The organism is Streptomyces sp. NPDC087901, assembly GCF_044742205.1.
Lineage (GTDB): Bacteria > Actinomycetota > Actinomycetes > Streptomycetales > Streptomycetaceae > Streptomyces.
The window spans coordinates 357,391-374,137 of record NZ_JBIUUC010000006.1; the positions used below are offsets into that span (position 1 = coordinate 357,391).

14 protein-coding genes are annotated in these 16,747 nt (G+C 72.4%); 11 read left to right on the plus strand and 3 right to left on the minus strand.

From position 1 onward, the window contains the following. Nucleotides 1–9: 9 nt before the first annotated feature. From ACIOEW_RS21805 to ACIOEW_RS21815, 3 genes are all read left to right on the plus strand, one after another. Nucleotides 10–852, plus strand: a complete 843-nt coding sequence (locus tag ACIOEW_RS21805) for a GNAT family N-acetyltransferase (RefSeq protein WP_401965217.1) — start codon at nucleotides 10–12, stop codon at nucleotides 850–852. Between the two features lie 59 nt (nucleotides 853–911). Beyond that, entirely contained in the window at nucleotides 912–1,487 is a 576-nt protein-coding gene (locus ACIOEW_RS21810) for a GNAT family N-acetyltransferase (protein ID WP_401965178.1), read from the plus strand. A 269-nt stretch (nucleotides 1,488–1,756) separates the two neighbouring features. Then, entirely contained in the window at nucleotides 1,757–3,457 is a 1,701-nt protein-coding gene (locus ACIOEW_RS21815; RefSeq protein ID WP_362550398.1) for a proline--tRNA ligase, read from the plus strand. Nucleotides 3,458–3,525: 68 nt separating this feature from the next. Here ACIOEW_RS21815 and ACIOEW_RS21820 read toward each other — a convergent pair whose 3' ends face one another. Genes ACIOEW_RS21820 through ACIOEW_RS21830 form a run of 3 tightly spaced genes read right to left on the minus strand, consistent with a single transcriptional unit; the run spans nucleotide 3,526 to nucleotide 5,523 of the window. Then, a complete protein-coding gene (locus ACIOEW_RS21820) occupies nucleotides 3,526–4,461 on the minus strand; it encodes an aminoglycoside phosphotransferase family protein (protein WP_362556418.1) in 936 nt (311 codons plus the stop codon). A 28-nt stretch (nucleotides 4,462–4,489) separates the two neighbouring features. Then, nucleotides 4,490–4,999, minus strand: a complete 510-nt coding sequence (locus ACIOEW_RS21825; RefSeq protein ID WP_362556420.1) for a ferritin-like domain-containing protein — start codon at nucleotides 4,997–4,999, stop codon at nucleotides 4,490–4,492. Further along, a complete protein-coding gene (locus tag ACIOEW_RS21830; protein WP_362556422.1) occupies nucleotides 4,996–5,523 on the minus strand; it encodes a hypothetical protein in 528 nt (175 codons plus the stop codon). Before ACIOEW_RS21830 ends, ACIOEW_RS21825 begins: the two co-directional genes overlap by 4 nt. A 177-nt stretch (nucleotides 5,524–5,700) precedes the next feature. Here ACIOEW_RS21830 and rimP point away from each other — a divergent pair, with 177 nt between their 5' ends. From rimP to ACIOEW_RS21870, 8 genes are all read left to right on the plus strand, one after another. Further along, nucleotides 5,701–6,198 carry a ribosome maturation factor RimP gene (gene rimP, locus ACIOEW_RS21835; RefSeq protein WP_351000698.1) on the plus strand — a complete coding sequence of 166 codons (498 nt, stop codon included), beginning with the start codon at nucleotides 5,701–5,703 and terminating at the stop codon, nucleotides 6,196–6,198. 2 nt (nucleotides 6,199–6,200) lie between these two features. Beyond that, nucleotides 6,201–7,241 carry a transcription termination factor NusA gene (nusA, locus tag ACIOEW_RS21840; RefSeq protein ID WP_362556424.1) on the plus strand — a complete coding sequence of 347 codons (1,041 nt, stop codon included), beginning with the start codon at nucleotides 6,201–6,203 and terminating at the stop codon, nucleotides 7,239–7,241. Nucleotides 7,242–7,401: 160 nt separating this feature from the next. After that, entirely contained in the window at nucleotides 7,402–7,680 is a 279-nt protein-coding gene (locus ACIOEW_RS21845) for a YlxR family protein (RefSeq protein ID WP_401965180.1), read from the plus strand. A 148-nt stretch (nucleotides 7,681–7,828) separates the two neighbouring features. After that, complete coding sequence (infB, locus tag ACIOEW_RS21850; protein WP_401965181.1) at nucleotides 7,829–10,960, plus strand: translation initiation factor IF-2; 3,132 nt, start codon at nucleotides 7,829–7,831, stop codon at nucleotides 10,958–10,960. Between the two features lie 137 nt (nucleotides 10,961–11,097). Further along, entirely contained in the window at nucleotides 11,098–11,394 is a 297-nt protein-coding gene (locus ACIOEW_RS21855) for a DUF503 domain-containing protein (RefSeq protein WP_136329549.1), read from the plus strand. A gap of 24 nt (nucleotides 11,395–11,418) precedes the next feature. Beyond that, nucleotides 11,419–11,871, plus strand: coding sequence for a 30S ribosome-binding factor RbfA (gene rbfA / locus ACIOEW_RS21860; RefSeq protein WP_362556430.1), 453 nt, complete (start codon nucleotides 11,419–11,421; stop codon nucleotides 11,869–11,871). Next, a complete protein-coding gene (truB, locus tag ACIOEW_RS21865) occupies nucleotides 11,868–12,767 on the plus strand; it encodes a tRNA pseudouridine(55) synthase TruB (protein ID WP_362556432.1) in 900 nt (299 codons plus the stop codon). Before rbfA ends, truB begins: the two co-directional genes overlap by 4 nt. 261 nt (nucleotides 12,768–13,028) lie before the next feature. Next, nucleotides 13,029–16,724 carry a trypsin-like peptidase domain-containing protein gene (locus tag ACIOEW_RS21870; RefSeq protein ID WP_401965183.1) on the plus strand — a complete coding sequence of 1,232 codons (3,696 nt, stop codon included), beginning with the start codon at nucleotides 13,029–13,031 and terminating at the stop codon, nucleotides 16,722–16,724. The last annotated feature ends 23 nt before the right edge of the window (nucleotides 16,725–16,747 follow it).

Here is a 16,747-nt window from a genome sequence, read left to right on the forward strand (position 1 = left end):
CCCCTCGTGTTGACGCAGACCACCACCCGGGTCCTCGAACCCAGCGACCTCGGCGCCGCCCTCGCGGTGCTCGAGAGCGAACCCGTAGCCAACGCCTTCGTGACCTCCCGGGTCCAGATCGCAGGCCTCGACCCCTGGCGCCTCGGCGGCGAGATGTGGGGCTGGTACGCCGACGGCCGCCTGCGCTCGCTCTGCTACTCGGGGGCCAACCTCGTCCCCATCTGCGCCACCCCCGAGGCCGTCCGTGCCTTCGCCGACCGCGCACGCAGGGCCGGCCGCCGCTGCTCCTCGATCGTGGGCCCGGCCGGGCCCACCGCACAACTGTGGCGGCTCCTCGAACCGGGCTGGGGCCCCGCCCGCGAGGTCCGGGCCAACCAGCCACTCATGGTCACCGAGAGTCCCTCCGCCGACGTGGCACCCGACCCGCTGGTCCGTCGTGTCCGCAAGGACGAGGTCGACGTGCTCATGCCGGCCTGCGTCGCCATGTTCACCGAGGAGGTCGGCATCTCCCCGCTCGCGGGCGACGGCGGACTCCTCTACCAGGCCCGCGTCGCCGAGCTCGTCGGCACCGGCCGCTCCTTCGCCCGGATCGAGGACGGCAAGGTCGTCTTCAAGGCGGAGATCGGCGCCACCACCGCGCAGGCCTGCCAGATCCAGGGAGTCTGGGTCGCCCCCGAGTTCCGTGGCCGAGGCCACTCCGAGACCGGCATGGCGGCCGTCCTGCGGTACGCGCTGGCCGACGTCGCACCGGTCGTCAGCCTGTACGTGAACGACTACAACACCCCCGCGCGCAAGGCGTACCGCCGCATCGGCTTCCGTGAGACCGGTGCGTTCATGAGCGTGCTGTTCTGATCCCGCCGGCCCGCCCCGGCCCGTACCCCGCACCCCGCCACGGACAGTAGGGTCTGCTCATGGCAGCAGCTTCCGGGGGCGGCCCCCACACTACCGGCGTCCGGATCGGACCGATCGATCTTGCCGCGCGCGTGGACGAGGCGCTCGCCGTACAGGCCGTCGCCTTCGGACTCGGCCCCGAAGAGATCGAAGTACGCCGCCACATCGTCCTCAGACATCTCGACCACCCCTGCGCCCGCGCGCTCGGCGCCCTGACCCCGGACGGCGGCCTCGTCGCCTTCGTCTACGGCATGCCCAACGAACGCGGCCACTGGTGGTCCACCGTCGTCGAGCCCTACCTGCGGGCCACCGGCTCGGCCGGCTGGCTCGACGACTCCTTCGTGATCACCGAGCTCCATGTCCACCCGGAGTTCCAGAACCGCGGCATCGGGCGCGCCCTCATCACCACTATCACGGACGCCGTCGACCAGCCCCGCTCGATCCTCTCCGCGATCGATACGGAGAGCCCGGCACGCGGTCTGTACCGCTCGCTCGGTTATCGGGACCTCGCCAGGCAGGTGCATTTCCCCAGCGCTCCCACGCCGTACGCGGTCATGGGAGCACCGCTTCCGCTGCTCCGCCCCGGGCACGCCTGAGACCGACCGGCAATGGGGGGCGGCGTCGCGGGGCCGGGCGCGCTCATCCGCCGCGTCGTCGCCGATCACCATGTCCCCGAGCTCCCGGCTCCGCCCGGGCAGGGGAGCCCCGTTCGCCATGTCCCGATCCGCCGCCCTGCAGCGCCGCGCACCCGGCTGCGCTCCTTCTTCCACCCCCATGTGCCGGTCGGTCCGGGGCAATCGATTTCCGCCCGCCCGTGCCACCCGGCTAACCTCCTGCACATCACCCTTCCGAGCAGGAGTTCATCATGGCCCAGGTCCAGCGCATGTCCCGATTGATGATCAAGACACTGCGCGACGACCCGGCGGACGCCGAGACGCTCAACCACAAGCTCCTCGTCCGCGCCGGTTACGTACGCCGCACCGCGGCCGGAATCTGGTCCTGGCTGCCGCTCGGCAAGAAGGTCCTGGAGAACATCACCCGCGTCGTCCGCGAGGAGATGGACGCCATCGGCGGCCAGGAGGTACTGCTCCCCGCGCTGCTCCCCAAGGAGGCGTACGAGGCGAGCGGCCGGTACGACGAGTACGGCGACCTGCTGTTCCGGCTCAAGGACCGCAAGGGCGCCGACTACCTCCTCGGCCCGACGCACGAAGAGGTCTTCACCCAGGTCGTCAAGGACATGTGCTCGTCCTACAAGGACCTGCCCGTGATCCTCTACCAGATCCAGACGAAGTACCGCGACGAGGCCCGCCCCCGCGCCGGCGTGCTGCGCGGCCGCGAGTTCCAGATGAAGGACTCGTACTCCTTCGACACCACGGATGAGGGGCTCGCCGAGGCGTACCAGCTGCACCGCGCCGCCTACATCCGGATCTTCGAGCGGCTCGGTCTCGACCACCGCATCGTCTCCGCGGTCTCCGGCGCCATGGGCGGCTCGGCGTCCGAGGAGTTCCTCGCGCCCGCCCCGGCCGGCGAGGACACCTTCGTCGACTGCCCCAACTGCGACTACGCCGCCAACACCGAGGCCGTGACCTACAAGGCCACCCCGGTCGACGGCTCGGCGACCGCCGCTGTCGAGGAGCTGGACACCCCCGACACCCCGACCATCGAGACCCTCGCCGCCCACCTCGGCGTCCCGGCCTCCGCCACCCTGAAGAACCTCCTGGTCAAGGTCGACGGCGAGATCGTGGCCGTGGGCGTGCCCGGCGACCGCGAGGTCGACCTCGGCAAGCTCGGTGAGCACCTCACCCCCGCCGTCGTCGAGCTCGTCACCGCCGAGGACTTCGTGGGCCGCCCCGACCTAGTCCGCGGCTACGTCGGCCCGCAGGGACTGGAGAAGGTCCGCTACATCGCCGACCCGCGCGTCACCGCCGGCACCGCCTGGATCACGGGTGCCAACAAGGAGGGCAAGCACGCGAAGAACGTCGTCGCGGGCCGTGACTTCGAGGTCGACGACTACCTCGACGTCGTTGTCGTCGAGGCGGGCGACCCCTGCCCCAACTGCGGCGCCGGCCTCCAGGTGGACCGTGCCATCGAGATCGGTCACATCTTCCAGCTCGGCCGCAAGTACGCCGACATCTTCTCCCTCGACGTGCTCGGCCAGCAGGGCAAGCCCGTCCGCGTCACGATGGGCTCGTACGGCATCGGCGTCTCCCGCGCGGTGGCCGCCCTCGCCGAGCAGACCGCTGATGACAAGGGCCTGTGCTGGCCCCGCGAGATCGCCCCGGCCGACGTCCACGTCGTCGCCGCGGGCAAGGCGCTCCAGACCGAACTCGCTCTCGACGTCTCCGAGAAACTGAACGCCGCCGGCCTGCGCGTCCTGGTCGACGACCGCCCGGGCATCTCGCCCGGCGTCAAGTTCACCGACTCCGAGCTCATCGGCGTCCCGAAGATCCTCGTCGCCGGCCGCCGCTCGGCCGAGGGCGTCCTGGAGCTGAAGGACCGCCGCACGGGCGAGCGCGAGGAGCTCACCGTCGACGAGGCGATCGCCCGTCTCACCGAGCAGGGCTGACCACCACCCCGTCATACGCCGGAGGGCGCCGCACGGATGTCCGTGCGGCGCCCTCCGGCATGTGGGGGCTACAGCCAGCCCGCGAACTCCAGCGTCACTTCGCCTTCCTGGCGGCGCCCGGCCGCCAGCGCACGGGTGCCCGACTCCACCGCACGGAACAGCGTCCAGCCGTGCAGCCGCTCACGGTCCACGTCCAGCGCGTCCGCGAGCTTCTTGATCCTCCGCCGGGCGGTGACCGCACCACCGGGTGAGGCGATCAGGTCCTCGACCCGGTCGCGCACCAGCCGCGCCAGATCGTAAGCGCGCTCCCCGACCACCGGCTCGGGGCCGACGGTCAGCCAGGGCGCGCGTTCGCCCGAGAGCACCTTGCTCTGCCGGAAGTTGCCGTGCAGAAGCAGGTCGGTCTCGGGGGAGTGGGCGACCAGTTCCGCGCGTGCCGCCAGGGCCGCCGAGACCAGGGGTTCCAGGGCGGGATCGGCCGCCGCGGAGGCCCGCATCGCATCGATCCGGAGCCCGGTCCGCCCGGCGACGGTCTCGAAGGCGTGCCCGGCGGGAGGTTCGACCCAGAGCCGCCGCACCGTCCCGGCCGCCTCCAGCAGTGCCTTCGCCTCCGGGAGCGAGCGCAGCGACACCTCGGGGTGCAGCCGCTCCAGCAGCAGGGCGCCGCCCTCGGTATCCGTGGCGGGCACCTCGTCCGGGGTCGCGATCAGCTTCACCGCGCCCCAGCCGTTCCAGTGCGCCAGCGCCGCCCTTTCGAGCTCGGGCGCCGCCCCGGCCGGGGCAAGCTTCAGCGCTGCCGGGGTGCCGTCGGCCTCGCGTACCAGCAGGACCAGGCTGCTGCGCCCGCCCGGGGCGGCGACCCGTTCCACGGTCGCTTCCCGTCCGGTCGCGGCCAGCGCCTGCTCGGTCAGACCGGGAAGCCGTGCGAGCCAGTCCCCGGCGGCCGTATCCCCGTACGACTCGCCGAGCGCTCGCACCAGACGCTGCGGCGGTTCAAAACCCATACGTGCCGTGTTCCCTTTCAGAGTTCTCTCAGCGCGCCGTGCCGGCCCGGGCCTCGGACCGGCGGGCCGTCACCTTGTCGCTGTCACCGGTCCCGTCGGTCCGGGACCCGTCCGCGGCCCGCTCGGCGAGCCCGGGAAAGGGTACGCCGCTGCCGCGCCAGCGGACGGCGCGCACCGCTGCCTCCCGCAGGGCGTCCGCCGCCGAGCGCCGCAACGGCCCCTCACAGGCCCGTACGAGGTCGGAGTAGACATCCGCGACCCGGTCCTCCAGCACCGCGGCGAGGCGCGCGGCCGAGGCGGCGTCCGGTACCGCGAAGGGCAGAGCGTACGCGGGACCCGCGGCCACCGGCTCCCCGCCCAGGTCGCGCACCGTCCGCACCAGCGCGTCGCGCCTGGCCCGGTGGGCGTCGTACGCGGCGGTGGCTTCGGTGCGGCGGTCCGCGGCGACCCGGGCGCCCGCCACCCCGTATCCGTACACGGTCGCGTGTTCGGCGGCCAGCGCGGCCTGCGCGGCCTCCAGGACCCCGTCGTCGCTCATGCCTTCGTCTCCTTGGCCAGTTCGGTCAGCAGATAGGCGTGGGCCGAGGCCGCCGCGGCGACCGAGGCGAGCAGCCGGGCGAGCTCCGGCGGGGCCTTCATCAGCGCCTGGGTGTGCGAGGCCGCGGCACGGCGTTCCGCGGCGGCCAGTTCCCTGACCGCCGCCGCGGCGTCACCGGTGCCGGGCCGGGTCCGGACGAGGCCGAGCGCGTCGCCGGGGCCCAGGGCCGTGATGTGGGCGCGGACGGCGTCCCGCAGGGGGGTGAGCCCGGCCGCGGTCGCCGGATGGGCCCGGACCACGTGCTCGTACTGGGCGAACAGCGACGTGCTCACGCCGCGGGCCTGGCTCCGGAGCGACGTCTCAGCCGACGACCGGTCGGCCGCGGTCCGCGCGTCGGCCCGTGCGGAACCCTTGCGTCCGGCGCTCTCGTCATCGCCGCTGCCGCAGCCGGCCAGCACCGCCCCCATGGCGATCGCTCCCGTCGCGGTCAGCGCTCCCCTGCGCGTCGTCCCCGTGCGCCGCACTTGTTCTCCTTCGGGCCTGGACCTGTCTTGACTGGATCTGTCCGGAAGTGATCACCGTTGGCGAGCGTACCCGCGCCCCGGGGGCCGACGGACAGCAACACCCCTTGGGACCGGATACCCTTTGACCAGACACACGACGATCCCCACAACAGCACACGCGGCCGAGGAGTCACCCGGATGAGCACCACCCAGAGCGAGAGGCTGCGCGGGCTGGTAGAACCGCTCGTCAGCGCCGAGCAGCTGGATCTGGAAGAGATCGAAGTGTCCCGGGCCGGCCGTCGCCGGGTGCTGCGGATCATCGTGGACTCCGAGGAGGGCGTGGAGCTCGACGCCTGTGCGGATCTGAGCCGCGCGATCTCCGAGAAGCTCGACGAGACCGACGCGATGGGCGAGGAAGAGTACGTCCTGGAGGTCAGCTCTCCCGGTGCCGACCGCCCGCTGACGGAGCACCGCCACTACGTACGTGCCACGGGCCGCCTGGCCAGGCTGACGTTGAGCGAGGGCGGCGAGCTGGTGGCCCGCATCCTCGCGGTCGACGAAGAGGGCCTGGATCTTGAAGTACCGGGCGTCAAGGGCCGTAAGCCCACGTCCCGCCGCATCGCCTTCGCCGAGATCGCCAAGGCGCGCGTGGAGCTGGAATTCAACCGCAAGGACAAGAAGGAAGAGGAGGCGTAGCCGTGGACATCGATGTGAAGCTTCTGAAGGGCTTGGCGCAGGACAAGGAGATCCCGTTCGACGTGCTCGTCGAGGCGATCGAGTCGGCCCTCCTCATCGCGTACCACCGCACGGACGGCAGCCACCGCAAGGCGCGGGTGGAGCTGGACGAGCGCGGCCACGTGACCGTGTGGGCCAAGGAGGACCCGGCCGACCTCGAGGAGGGCCAGGAGCCCAAGGAGTTCGACGACACCCCGTCGGGCTTCGGCCGGATCGCCGCGACCACCGCCAAGCAGGTCATCCTGCAGCGGCTGCGCGACGCGGAGGACGACCGGACCTTCGGCGAGTACGCGGGCCACGAGGGCGATGTCGTGACCGGCGTCGTCCAGCAGGGCAAGGACCCGAAGAACGTCCTGGTCGACATCGGCAAGCTGGAAGCCATCCTGCCGGTCCAGGAGCAGGTGCCCGGCGAGGAGTACACCCACGGCCTGCGGCTGCGCACCTACGTCGTACGTGTGGCCAAGGGTGTCCGCGGCCCGTCCGTGACGCTGTCGCGGACCCACCCCAACCTGGTGAAGAAGCTCTTCGCGCTGGAGGTCCCGGAGATCGCCGACGGTTCCGTCGAGATCTGCGCGATCGCCCGCGAGGCCGGCCACCGCTCCAAGATCGCCGTACGCTCCACCCGCTCGGGCCTCAACGCCAAGGGCGCCTGCATCGGCCCGATGGGCGGACGTGTGCGCAATGTCATGGCCGAGCTGCACGGCGAGAAGATCGACATCGTGGACTGGTCGGACGATCCGGCCGAGATGGTCGCCAACGCACTGTCGCCCGCACGGGTGAGTGAGGTCGAGGTCGTTGACCTCGGTGCGCGCTCCGCCCGGGTCACCGTGCCGGACTACCAGCTCTCGCTGGCGATCGGCAAGGAGGGGCAGAACGCCCGCCTGGCCGCGCGTCTGACGGGCTGGCGCATCGACATCCGCCCGGACACCGAGACCGACGCCGAGCGCGACGTCGCGGACCGTGAGCGGGCCGAGCGGGCCCGGGAGCGCTCCGAGCGGCGCTGACCGACGACGACCCCGAAGGCCCCGTCGGACCCCGGTCCGGACCGGGGTCCGACGGGGTGACAAGGAATAGATCTCGTCGGCACGCCGCTGAGATCACGACAACATCCGTTCGATTTTTGCCCCAAACGGGTGAGGTCGGTACGGGGAGGTAGACTTAAACGTGTCTGGCCGGACGCACGCCCGCGCTTGCCCCGAGCGAACCTGTGTGGGATGCCGGGAACGAGTGACCAAGAGCGAGCTGCTGCGCATCGTGGTGGACGGGGACGCATGCGTCCCTGATCCTCGCGGTACGCTGCCCGGCCGGGGTGCATATGTTCACCCCGTCTCCGTCTGTCTGGACCTGGCGGTTCGCCGCCGGGCATTCCCCCGGGCCTTCAAGGCCAAGGGGCCGTTCGACCCTGCTGCGGTGCAGCGGTTCGTCGAGCGGGTGACACCGTAAGAAATTGAACGGCACGGGTCCCCGTGCGGTCAGGTACCTCGCGAGTTGGAAGTAGGTCGAGATTGCGATGAGCACTCGATGAGTACGCGATGAGTACGCCCATGAAGTAGCGACGGTCCGGCGGTAACCCGGACCTAAAAGGAGCGAAGTGGCTAAGGTCCGGGTATACGAACTCGCCAAGGAGTTCGGGGTTGAGAGCAAGGTCGTCATGGCCAAGCTCCAGGAACTCGGTGAGTTCGTACGTTCGGCGTCCTCGACGATCGAGGCGCCGGTTGTACGCAAGTTGACTGACGCACTGCAGGGGCCCGGCGGCAACGCCGGCAAGTCCGCTGCAAAGCCCGGCGCGCCCCGCAAGGCAGCGCCCGTGAAGCCCGCAGCGCCCTCCCCGGCCGCTGCGGCACGTCCCGGTGCCCCGAAGCCCGGCGCACCGGCTCCCAAGCCGGCCGCTGCCGAGGCCCCGGCGAGCACCACCCCCGCTGCACCCTCCGCGCCGTCGGCGGGCCCGCGTCCGGGCCCCAAGCCCGCGCCGAAGGCCGCCCCGGTCACCCCGGTGCCCGCAGCCGAGTTCTCGGCTCCGGCTCCGGCCCAGCCGGCAGCACCGCAGCAGCAGCAGGCCCCGCGTCCCGCGGGTGCCACCCCGGGTCCCCGCCCCGCCCGTCCGGCTCCGGCCGGCGGTCAGCGTGACGGCGGCCGCGAAGGTGGTCAGCGTGACGGCGGCCGCGGTGGAGAGCGTGGCGCCGAGCGCCCCGCCCGCCCCGCAGGCCAGGGCGCCCCGCGCCCCGGCGGCGCCCGTCCGGCCGGTCCCCGTCCGGGCAACAACCCCTTCACCTCCGGCGGCTCGACGGGCATGGCCCGTCCGCAGTCGCCCCGTCCCGGTGGCGCCCCGCGTCCCGGTGGCGGTCAGGAGCGCCCCGGCGCCCCGCGTCCGCAGGGCGGCCCCGGCGGCGCCCCGCGCCCGCAGGGTCAGGGCGGCGCACGTCCGTCTCCCGGCGGCATGCCGCGCCCGCAGTCCCCTCGTCCCGGCGGCGCCCCCGGCGCCGGCGGTAACCGTCCGAACCCGGGCATGATGCCGCAGCGTCCCGCTGCCGGCCCGCGTCCCGGTGGTGGCCCCGGCGGTGGCCGTGGTCCCGGTGCCGGCGGCGGCGGTCGTCCCGGCGGCGGTGGCGGCGCAGGCCGTCCCGGTGGCGGCGGCGGCTTCGCAGGCCGTCCGGCCGGTCCCGGTGGCGGTGGCGGCGGCTTCGCCGGCCGTCCCGGTGGCGGCGGTGGCGCTCCCGGTCGTCCGGGTGGTGGCGGCGGCTTCGGCGGTCGTCCCGGCTTCGGCGGTCGTCCCGGTGGCCCCGGTGCCCGTGGTGGCACGCAGGGCGCCTTCGGCCGTCCCGGCGGTCCCGCGCGTCGTGGCCGCAAGTCGAAGCGGCAGAGGCGCCAGGAGTACGAGTCGATGCAGGCCCCGTCGGTGGGCGGCGTCATGCTGCCCCGCGGCAACGGGCAGGCTGTCCGGCTGTCTCGCGGTGCTTCCCTCACCGACTTCGCCGAGAAGATCAACGCCAACCCGGCGTCGCTCGTCGGCGTGATGATGAACCTCGGCGAGATGGTCACTGCGACGCAGTCCGTCCCCGACGAGACGCTGAAGATGCTCGCGGACGAGATGAACTTCGTCCTGGAGATCGTCAGCCCCGAGGAGGAGGACCGCGAGCTGCTCGAGTCCTTCGACATCGAGTTCGGCGAGGACGAGGGCGGCGAAGAGGCCCTGGTCTCCCGTCCGCCGGTCGTGACCGTCATGGGTCACGTCGACCACGGTAAGACCCGACTTCTGGACGCGATCCGCAAGACGAACGTCGTTGCGGGCGAGGCCGGCGGTATTACGCAGCACATCGGTGCGTACCAGGTCGGCGCCGAGGTCAATGGCGAGGACCGCAGGATCACCTTCATCGACACCCCGGGTCACGAGGCGTTCACCGCCATGCGTGCACGTGGTGCGAAGTCCACCGACATCGCGATCCTCGTGGTCGCGGCCAACGACGGTGTGATGCCGCAGACGATCGAGGCGCTGAACCACGCCAAGGCGGCCGACGTGCCGATCGTGGTCGCGGTCAACAAGATCGACGTCGAGGGTGCCGACCCGGTCAAGGTGCGCGGTCAGCTCACCGAGTTCGGTCTGGTGGCCGAGGAGTACGGCGGCGACACGATGTTCGTCGACATCTCCGCCAAGCAGGGCCTCAACATCGAGGCTCTTCTGGAGGCCGTCGTCCTCACCGCCGACGCCTCGCTCGACCTGCGGGCCAACCCGGAGCAGGACGCTCAGGGTATTGCGATCGAGTCCCACCTCGACCGTGGCCGCGGTGCCGTCTCGACCGTCCTCGTCCAGCGCGGCACGCTGCGCATCGGCGACACGGTGGTTGTCGGCGACGCTTACGGCCGAGTCCGCGCGATGCTCGACGACAAGGGCGAGAACGTCGAGGAAGCGGGTCCCTCGACCCCCGTCCTCGTGCTGGGTCTCACCAACGTCCCGGGTGCCGGCGACAACTTCCTGGTTGTCGACGAGGACCGCACGGCCCGTCAGATCGCCGAGAAGCGTGCCGCTCGTGAGCGCAACGCCAACTTCGCCCGCAAGGGTGTCCGGTTCTCCCTGGAGAACCTGGACGAGGCGCTCAAGGCCGGTCTGGTCCAGGAGCTCAACCTCATCATCAAGGGCGACGCGTCCGGTTCGGTGGAGGCTCTCGAGTCCTCGCTGCTCCAGCTCGACGTCGGTGAAGAGGTCGACATCCGGGTCCTGCACCGCGGTGTGGGTGCGGTCACCGAGTCGGACATCAACCTGGCGACCGGCTCCGACGCCATCGTGATCGGCTTCAACGTGCGCGCCGCAGGGCGTGCCGCGCAGATGGCCGAGCGCGAAGGCGTGGACGTCCGGTACTACTCGGTCATCTACCAGGCGATCGAAGAGATCGAAGCAGCCCTCAAGGGCATGCTCAAGCCGGAGTACGAAGAGGTCGAGCTCGGTACGGCGGAGATCCGCGAGATCTTCCGCTCGTCCAAGCTGGGCAACATCGCCGGTGTGCTGGTCCGGTCCGGCGAGGTCAAGCGCAACACCAAGGCGCGCCTGCTGCGTGATGGCAAGGTCATCGCGGAGAGCCTCAACATCTCCGGTCTGCGCCGCTTCAAGGACGACGTCACCGAGATCCGCGAAGGCTACGAGGGCGGTATCAACCTCGGAAACTTCAACGACATCAAGATCGACGACGTCATCGCGACGTACGAGATGCGCGAGAAGCCGCGAGGCTGACCCGTACCTCAACAGTCGGGGCCGGTCGACGGGACGTATATCCGTCGATCGGCCCCGGCCGTTCCGTGTACGGTTCTTGTGTCCCTGCCAATCACCGGCGGGGCGCGAACCCGAACCGGCGGGACATCCGGACACACATGTATGTGGGGACACTGTCCTTCGATCTGCTTCTCGGCGACGTACGGTCGTTGAAGGAGAAGCGCTCCATAGTCCGTCCGATCGTTGCCGAGCTCCAGCGGAAGTACGCGGTGAGCGTGGCGGAGACGGGCGGTCAGGACCTCCATCGCAGGGCCGAGATCGGCCTCGCCGTGGTCTCCGGGGAAACCGGGCACCTCACAGACGTACTCGACCGGTGCGAGCGGTTGGTCGCGGGCCGGCCGGAAGTGGAGCTGCTGTCCGTACGGCGGCGGCTGCACAGCGACGAAGACGATTGAGCAAGGCGAGAAGGAGACGGACCAGTGGCCGACAACGCGCGGGCTAAGAAGCTGGCGGACCTCATCCAGGAGGTGGTCGCCGAGAAACTGCAGCGTGGAATCAAGGACCCGCGCCTGGGTACGCACGTGACCATCACGGACACCCGCGTCACCGGCGACCTGCGGGAGGCCACGGTCTTCTACACGGTCTACGGCGACGACGAGGAGCGGGCGAGCGCGGCGGCCGGGCTGGAGAGCGCCAAGGGCATCCTGCGCTCGGCGGTCGGCTCGGCTGCGGGGACGAAGTTCACCCCCACCCTCGCCTTCGTGGCGGACGCGCTGCCCGAGAACGCCAAGGCGATCGAGGACCTCCTCGACCGGGTACGGGCCTCCGACGCCAAGGTGCGCGAGGCGTCCTCGGGCGCCACGTACGCGGGTGACGCCGACCCGTACCGCAAGCCGGAGGACGAGACCGACGAGGACACAGCCTCCGAATGACAGCGCAGAACAAGACGCCGGACGGCCTTGTCATCGTCGACAAGCCGTCCGGCTTCACTTCGCACGACGTCGTCGCCAAGATGCGCGGTATCGCCAGGACCCGCCGCGTCGGCCACGCCGGCACGCTGGACCCGATGGCGACCGGTGTGCTCGTGCTCGGCGTCGAGAAGGCCACCAAGCTCCTCGGCCATCTCGCACTGACCGAGAAGGAGTACCTCGGTACGATCCGGCTCGGCCAGGACACCGTCACGGACGACGCGGAGGGCGAGATCACCTCGTCCACCGACGCCTCCGGGGTGACGCGCGAGGGCATCGACGCGGGCGTCGCCGCCCTGACCGGCGCCATCATGCAGGTGCCGTCCAAGGTCAGTGCCATCAAGATCGACGGCAAGCGGTCCTACGCACGGGTGCGTGGTGGCGAGGAGTTCGAGATCCCGGCCCGGCCGGTGACCATCTCGTCCTTCCACGTCTACGACGTCCGTGAGGCCGTCGCCGAGAACGGCACCCCGGTGGTCGACCTGGTCGTCTCGGTGGTCTGCTCGTCGGGTACGTACATCCGGGCGATCGCCCGGGACCTCGGCGCCGGGCTCGGCGTGGGCGGGCATCTGACCGCCCTGCGGCGCACCCGCGTCGGTCCGTACGGTATCGACGCCGCGCGGACGATCGACCAGCACCAGGAGGAGCTGGTCGTGATGCCGGTGGCCGAGGCCGCCGACTCGGCGTTCCCTCGGTGGGACGTCGACGACAAGCGCGCCAAGCTGCTGCTCAACGGCGTGCGGCTGGACATGCCCGCGTACCCGCCGGGGCCGGTCGCGGTCTTCGGGCCCGACGGGCGGTTCCTGGTTCTCGTCGAGGAGCAGAAGGGCAAGGCCAAGAGCCTCGCCGTCTTCGCCTGACCTCCGGGCCCCTCCCGGGACGTAGGGCCTTTCGTCCGGATCATGCCGGGTCCCGCGAGCCCTGCATGATCGAGACGAAAGACCCTGGTCGTGGAGCGGGCAGGGCCTCTGAGCCCGCTCCACGCCCCCACCGGATTCTGTCCGGCGAACGCCCCTGATTCACCCCAACGAGCAGGCGCTCGGAGTGAATCGGGGGTGCGAACGGGGCGCTTTTACCCTGTTCGCCTCTCGTGCGGATCACCGTCGTCCTAACGTCGGATCATGGGATGCGGGGACCGGGCGACACTGGTACGACTGTGCGATCCGGCGGGCCGGCCGCGGGGGACGGGCTTTGTCGCGGACGATCGGGGCACGGTCGTGACCAGCCACGAAGCCGTCGACGGCCTCCCGCACCTCCTTCTGCACGGCCCGGACGGCCGTAGCTGCCGCGTCGAGGCTCACGACATCACCGCACTGCCGCAGTCCGACCTCGCGCTCCTGCCCACGGGCGGACCGGACGTGCTCGGAGCGCCGCCCCTGCCGATCGTCCAGCGGGAGCGGACCGACGCCGGTACCTATGTGGCGATCGCCGCGCACGGCTGGCGTGAGGCACGCGTCCTCGGCGCGACCTCCGTGACGTACACCGCCGGCGGCCGCACCCACACGATCGGCCGGGCGCTGGAACTGGCCCTCGGCACGGACGGCAGCGATGCGCTCCGGCTCGGCGGCGCGGCCGTCGGCGGGCCCGTGCTCGACCCGGACAGCGGCGCCGTCATCGCCGTCCTGGGCACCGCCCTGCGCGCCGGTCACGCCGCCGCCGGATGCGCGGTGCCACTCGCCGGACCGGACCGGGACGGCGAGCTCGGCGCGCTGCTGCGGCGCAATGCGAGGGTGGTACCCGGATACGGAATCGATCTGAACGCTGCGGGGGCGCTCCAGCTCACCGCAATGTCGGTCGGCTCCGCGGGCGGCCCGAGTGCCTGGCCCGATCCGGTGGAACGGCCCGACGCCCTCGCGGAGTTCAACGCCTTCACGTCGGCCGGCCGGACGGTGGACGGGGCCGATCCCGCGGTGGTCCTCGGCCTGGTCGGAGCGCCCGGCACCGGCCGCACCACCGAACTTGCCGCGCTCGCCGCGCGACGGGCCCGCGGCGCGGTACCCGAGCTCACCCTGTGGCTGCGCGGAGCCGATCTGCTGGCCGACGACACCTCCGTGGCCGACGCGATCGCCCGCATGCTGCAACAGGCCGGGCGCATCGTCACCGCCGCCGGAGCCGTCGGTGACATGGCGACCGCCACTCCCGAGCGGGTGGCCCGGCTGGCCGCGGATAACGGCAGCCCGCTGCTCGTCCTGCTGGACGGCCCCGAGGAGATGCCGCCCGTCCTGGCACACCGGCTGGCCGGGTGGACCGGGGGGACGGTCGACTGGCTGCGTGAGCACGGGACGCGGCTCGTCGTCGCCTGCCGGCCCGAGCACTGGGAGACCGCGGGTGCGCTCTGCCCGCCCGGCGCGCTGCACCGCCCGGCCCGCCCCGCCAGGCGGCTCCCCTCGGCTGTCCGCATCGGTGACCTGACGGGGGACCAGGCGGAGCGGGCCCGGACGGGGTACGCGCTCCCGCCCGACGGACTCGCGGTCGGCCACGACCGGCACCCGCTCACGCTGCGGCTGCTCGCGGAGGTACGTGAAGCCCTCCCGGCGGACATCCCCGGGCGTCCCGACACGGAAGAGGTCTTCGGCGCCCACCTGGACCTCATGTGCTTGCGCGTCGCGGTCCGGATCGCCGCCCGGTGGCGTCCCGCGCCGCACGGCACGGCGGTGCGACGGCTGGCCGCGCGGGTGGCGGGCCAGGTCCACGAGGCGGCCAGGCGCTGCCTGGGGCCGGGGCAGGGGGAGCTGGACCGGGCCGCGTTCGAGGAGGTCTTCCCGTGGCGCACGGGCTGGGCGTCGGCGGTGCTGGCCGAGGGCCTGCTGGTGCCGGCGGGAGCGGGATACCGGTTCGCGCACGAGGAGCTGGGCGACTGGGTGCAGGGGGCGCATCTCGACCTGGAAGCGGCCCTGCGGGCGCTGGTGCACCGGTGGCACGCGGATGCGGTGGCAGGGGGAGGGGGCCGGGTGCCGCAGCCCCGTCGGCCGGCCGGGCAGGCCGCGCCGGAGACGGCACCCGCACCGGAGCAGCCTCATTCCCTTCCCGTCCCGCGCCACCGGATCGGGCCGGTGATCCAGGCACTCCTCCTCCTGGGCCGTCGCCAGGGCCCGGCCGCGCTGGCCCACCGGCTCGCCGATCTGATCGAGGCGCTGGACCGGCTCTCGGCGGGGGAGGCCGCACAAGCCGAAGAGGCGGCTGAGGCGGCAGAGGCCACAGGGGCCACAGAGGCCATGGACTCCACGGATGCAGCCCCGGACAGCGGCGTGCCGTTCCCCGACGCGCGCTGGTGGGCCGTGCATCTGCTGTCCGAGACGCTGCTGCGGGTCCCCGACGCGCGGCCGCATCTCGGGGTGCTCCGGTTGCTCGCCGGGCGCATCGTCCGGAGCTCGGCCGAAGGCGGCGGGTCCGGGGCGCGGGGTGCGTACGCCGAGTTCGGGCCATGGTTCTGGCGGCGGCTGCGGCTGCCCGAGGCGGACAGGACGGATCTGTTCCGGCGGCTCGTCCCCGCCGACGGACCACCGCGCGCCGACGCCGACGGCGGTGGGCGGTTCCTGGACGCCGTGGCCCGGCGGCTCGCCGCCCATCCGCGCACGCTCCAGCCGCTCCTGTGCACCTGGTTCACCGACGACCGCCCGCTCGCCGCCGAGGAGGGAGTGGCCCTGCGGCCCACCGTGGCGGCGGCCGCGCAGGCGCTCCTCTACGCCCGCCGCGACCTCGCCGTGGACGATCTGACCGACGCGCTCGTGTCCTCGGGCCACCCCCGGGCCGACGAGCTGCTCGCCGCGCTGGCCGAGGACGAACCGGCAGCGCTCTGCCGGGCCGTCGAGCGGTGGTCACGCGACGACGACTGCCGCGTCCGGCGGATGGCGGCCGCCTCGTACGGGGCGCTCGTCGCCCCGCATCTGTCCCGTGAAGCGGATCGCGCCCTGCTGCGCCGCGCCGCGCTCGCCCTGCTGGCCCGCCCCGCCGACAGCGATGTGCACGGCTCCGCGCTCGCTCTGCTCGTGGCCGATCCGCAGACCCGGGACCGCTATCTGCCGCAAGCCCTCCGGGCCTTCGCCGCGGACGGGCCGAAGGTGTCCGCCGCCGCGCTCGCTGTCGCGCTGCCCACGCATCCGGAGCCGGTGCTGGCCGGGTACCGGGACCGGCTCGTGCGGTCCGGGGACGGCGCCGGTGAGGTGCTCCGCGCGCTCGCCGGGCTCGACGCCCCCGCGCTCGCCCTGCACCACGCCGGGCTCGTACGCGCCTTCGTCGACAGCCACCCCGGGGACGCTTCGCACATCGCCGCGTACCTCGACCGCAGGCTGGAGCACGGGCCCGCCGCACGGGCTCTGCTGCTTCCCCTGCTGAGCGGACTGCTCCGGGACCGTCCTGCGCCCGCGCCGGTCCGCGGCGCACTCGCGGGGGTGCTCGCCTCGCCCGGCAGCCCCGCGTCCCAGCAACTGCGGGACACCTTGCTGGAGGTGCTGCTGGACTTCGAGCAGGGCGGCGCGTACCGCGACCCGATCGTGCTGGAAGCGCTGCTGCGGGCAGCCGCGACCGGCTGCGCGGGGCGGTCACCGGCCCGGACCCGGGCCCTGGTGCACCGCACCGGGATGCTGCTCGTCCGCACCACCGAAGGGGCCGGTCTGTTCGACCGGCTGGTGGTCGCGCTCGCCCGTGACGTGCCCGGGTTCGGCGCCCTGGTCATCGGGTGGCTGGCCGACGCCCCGCAGGAGTGGGCGGCGGTCATCGGGCCCAGCGCGCGGCGGACGGTGGAGGCACTCGGTGCCCCGATGACCATGCCGATGCAGGCCGCAGGGCGTGAGCATGGCAGTCTTAGACCTGCGTAAGAGACAAACCCACGTACACAGGT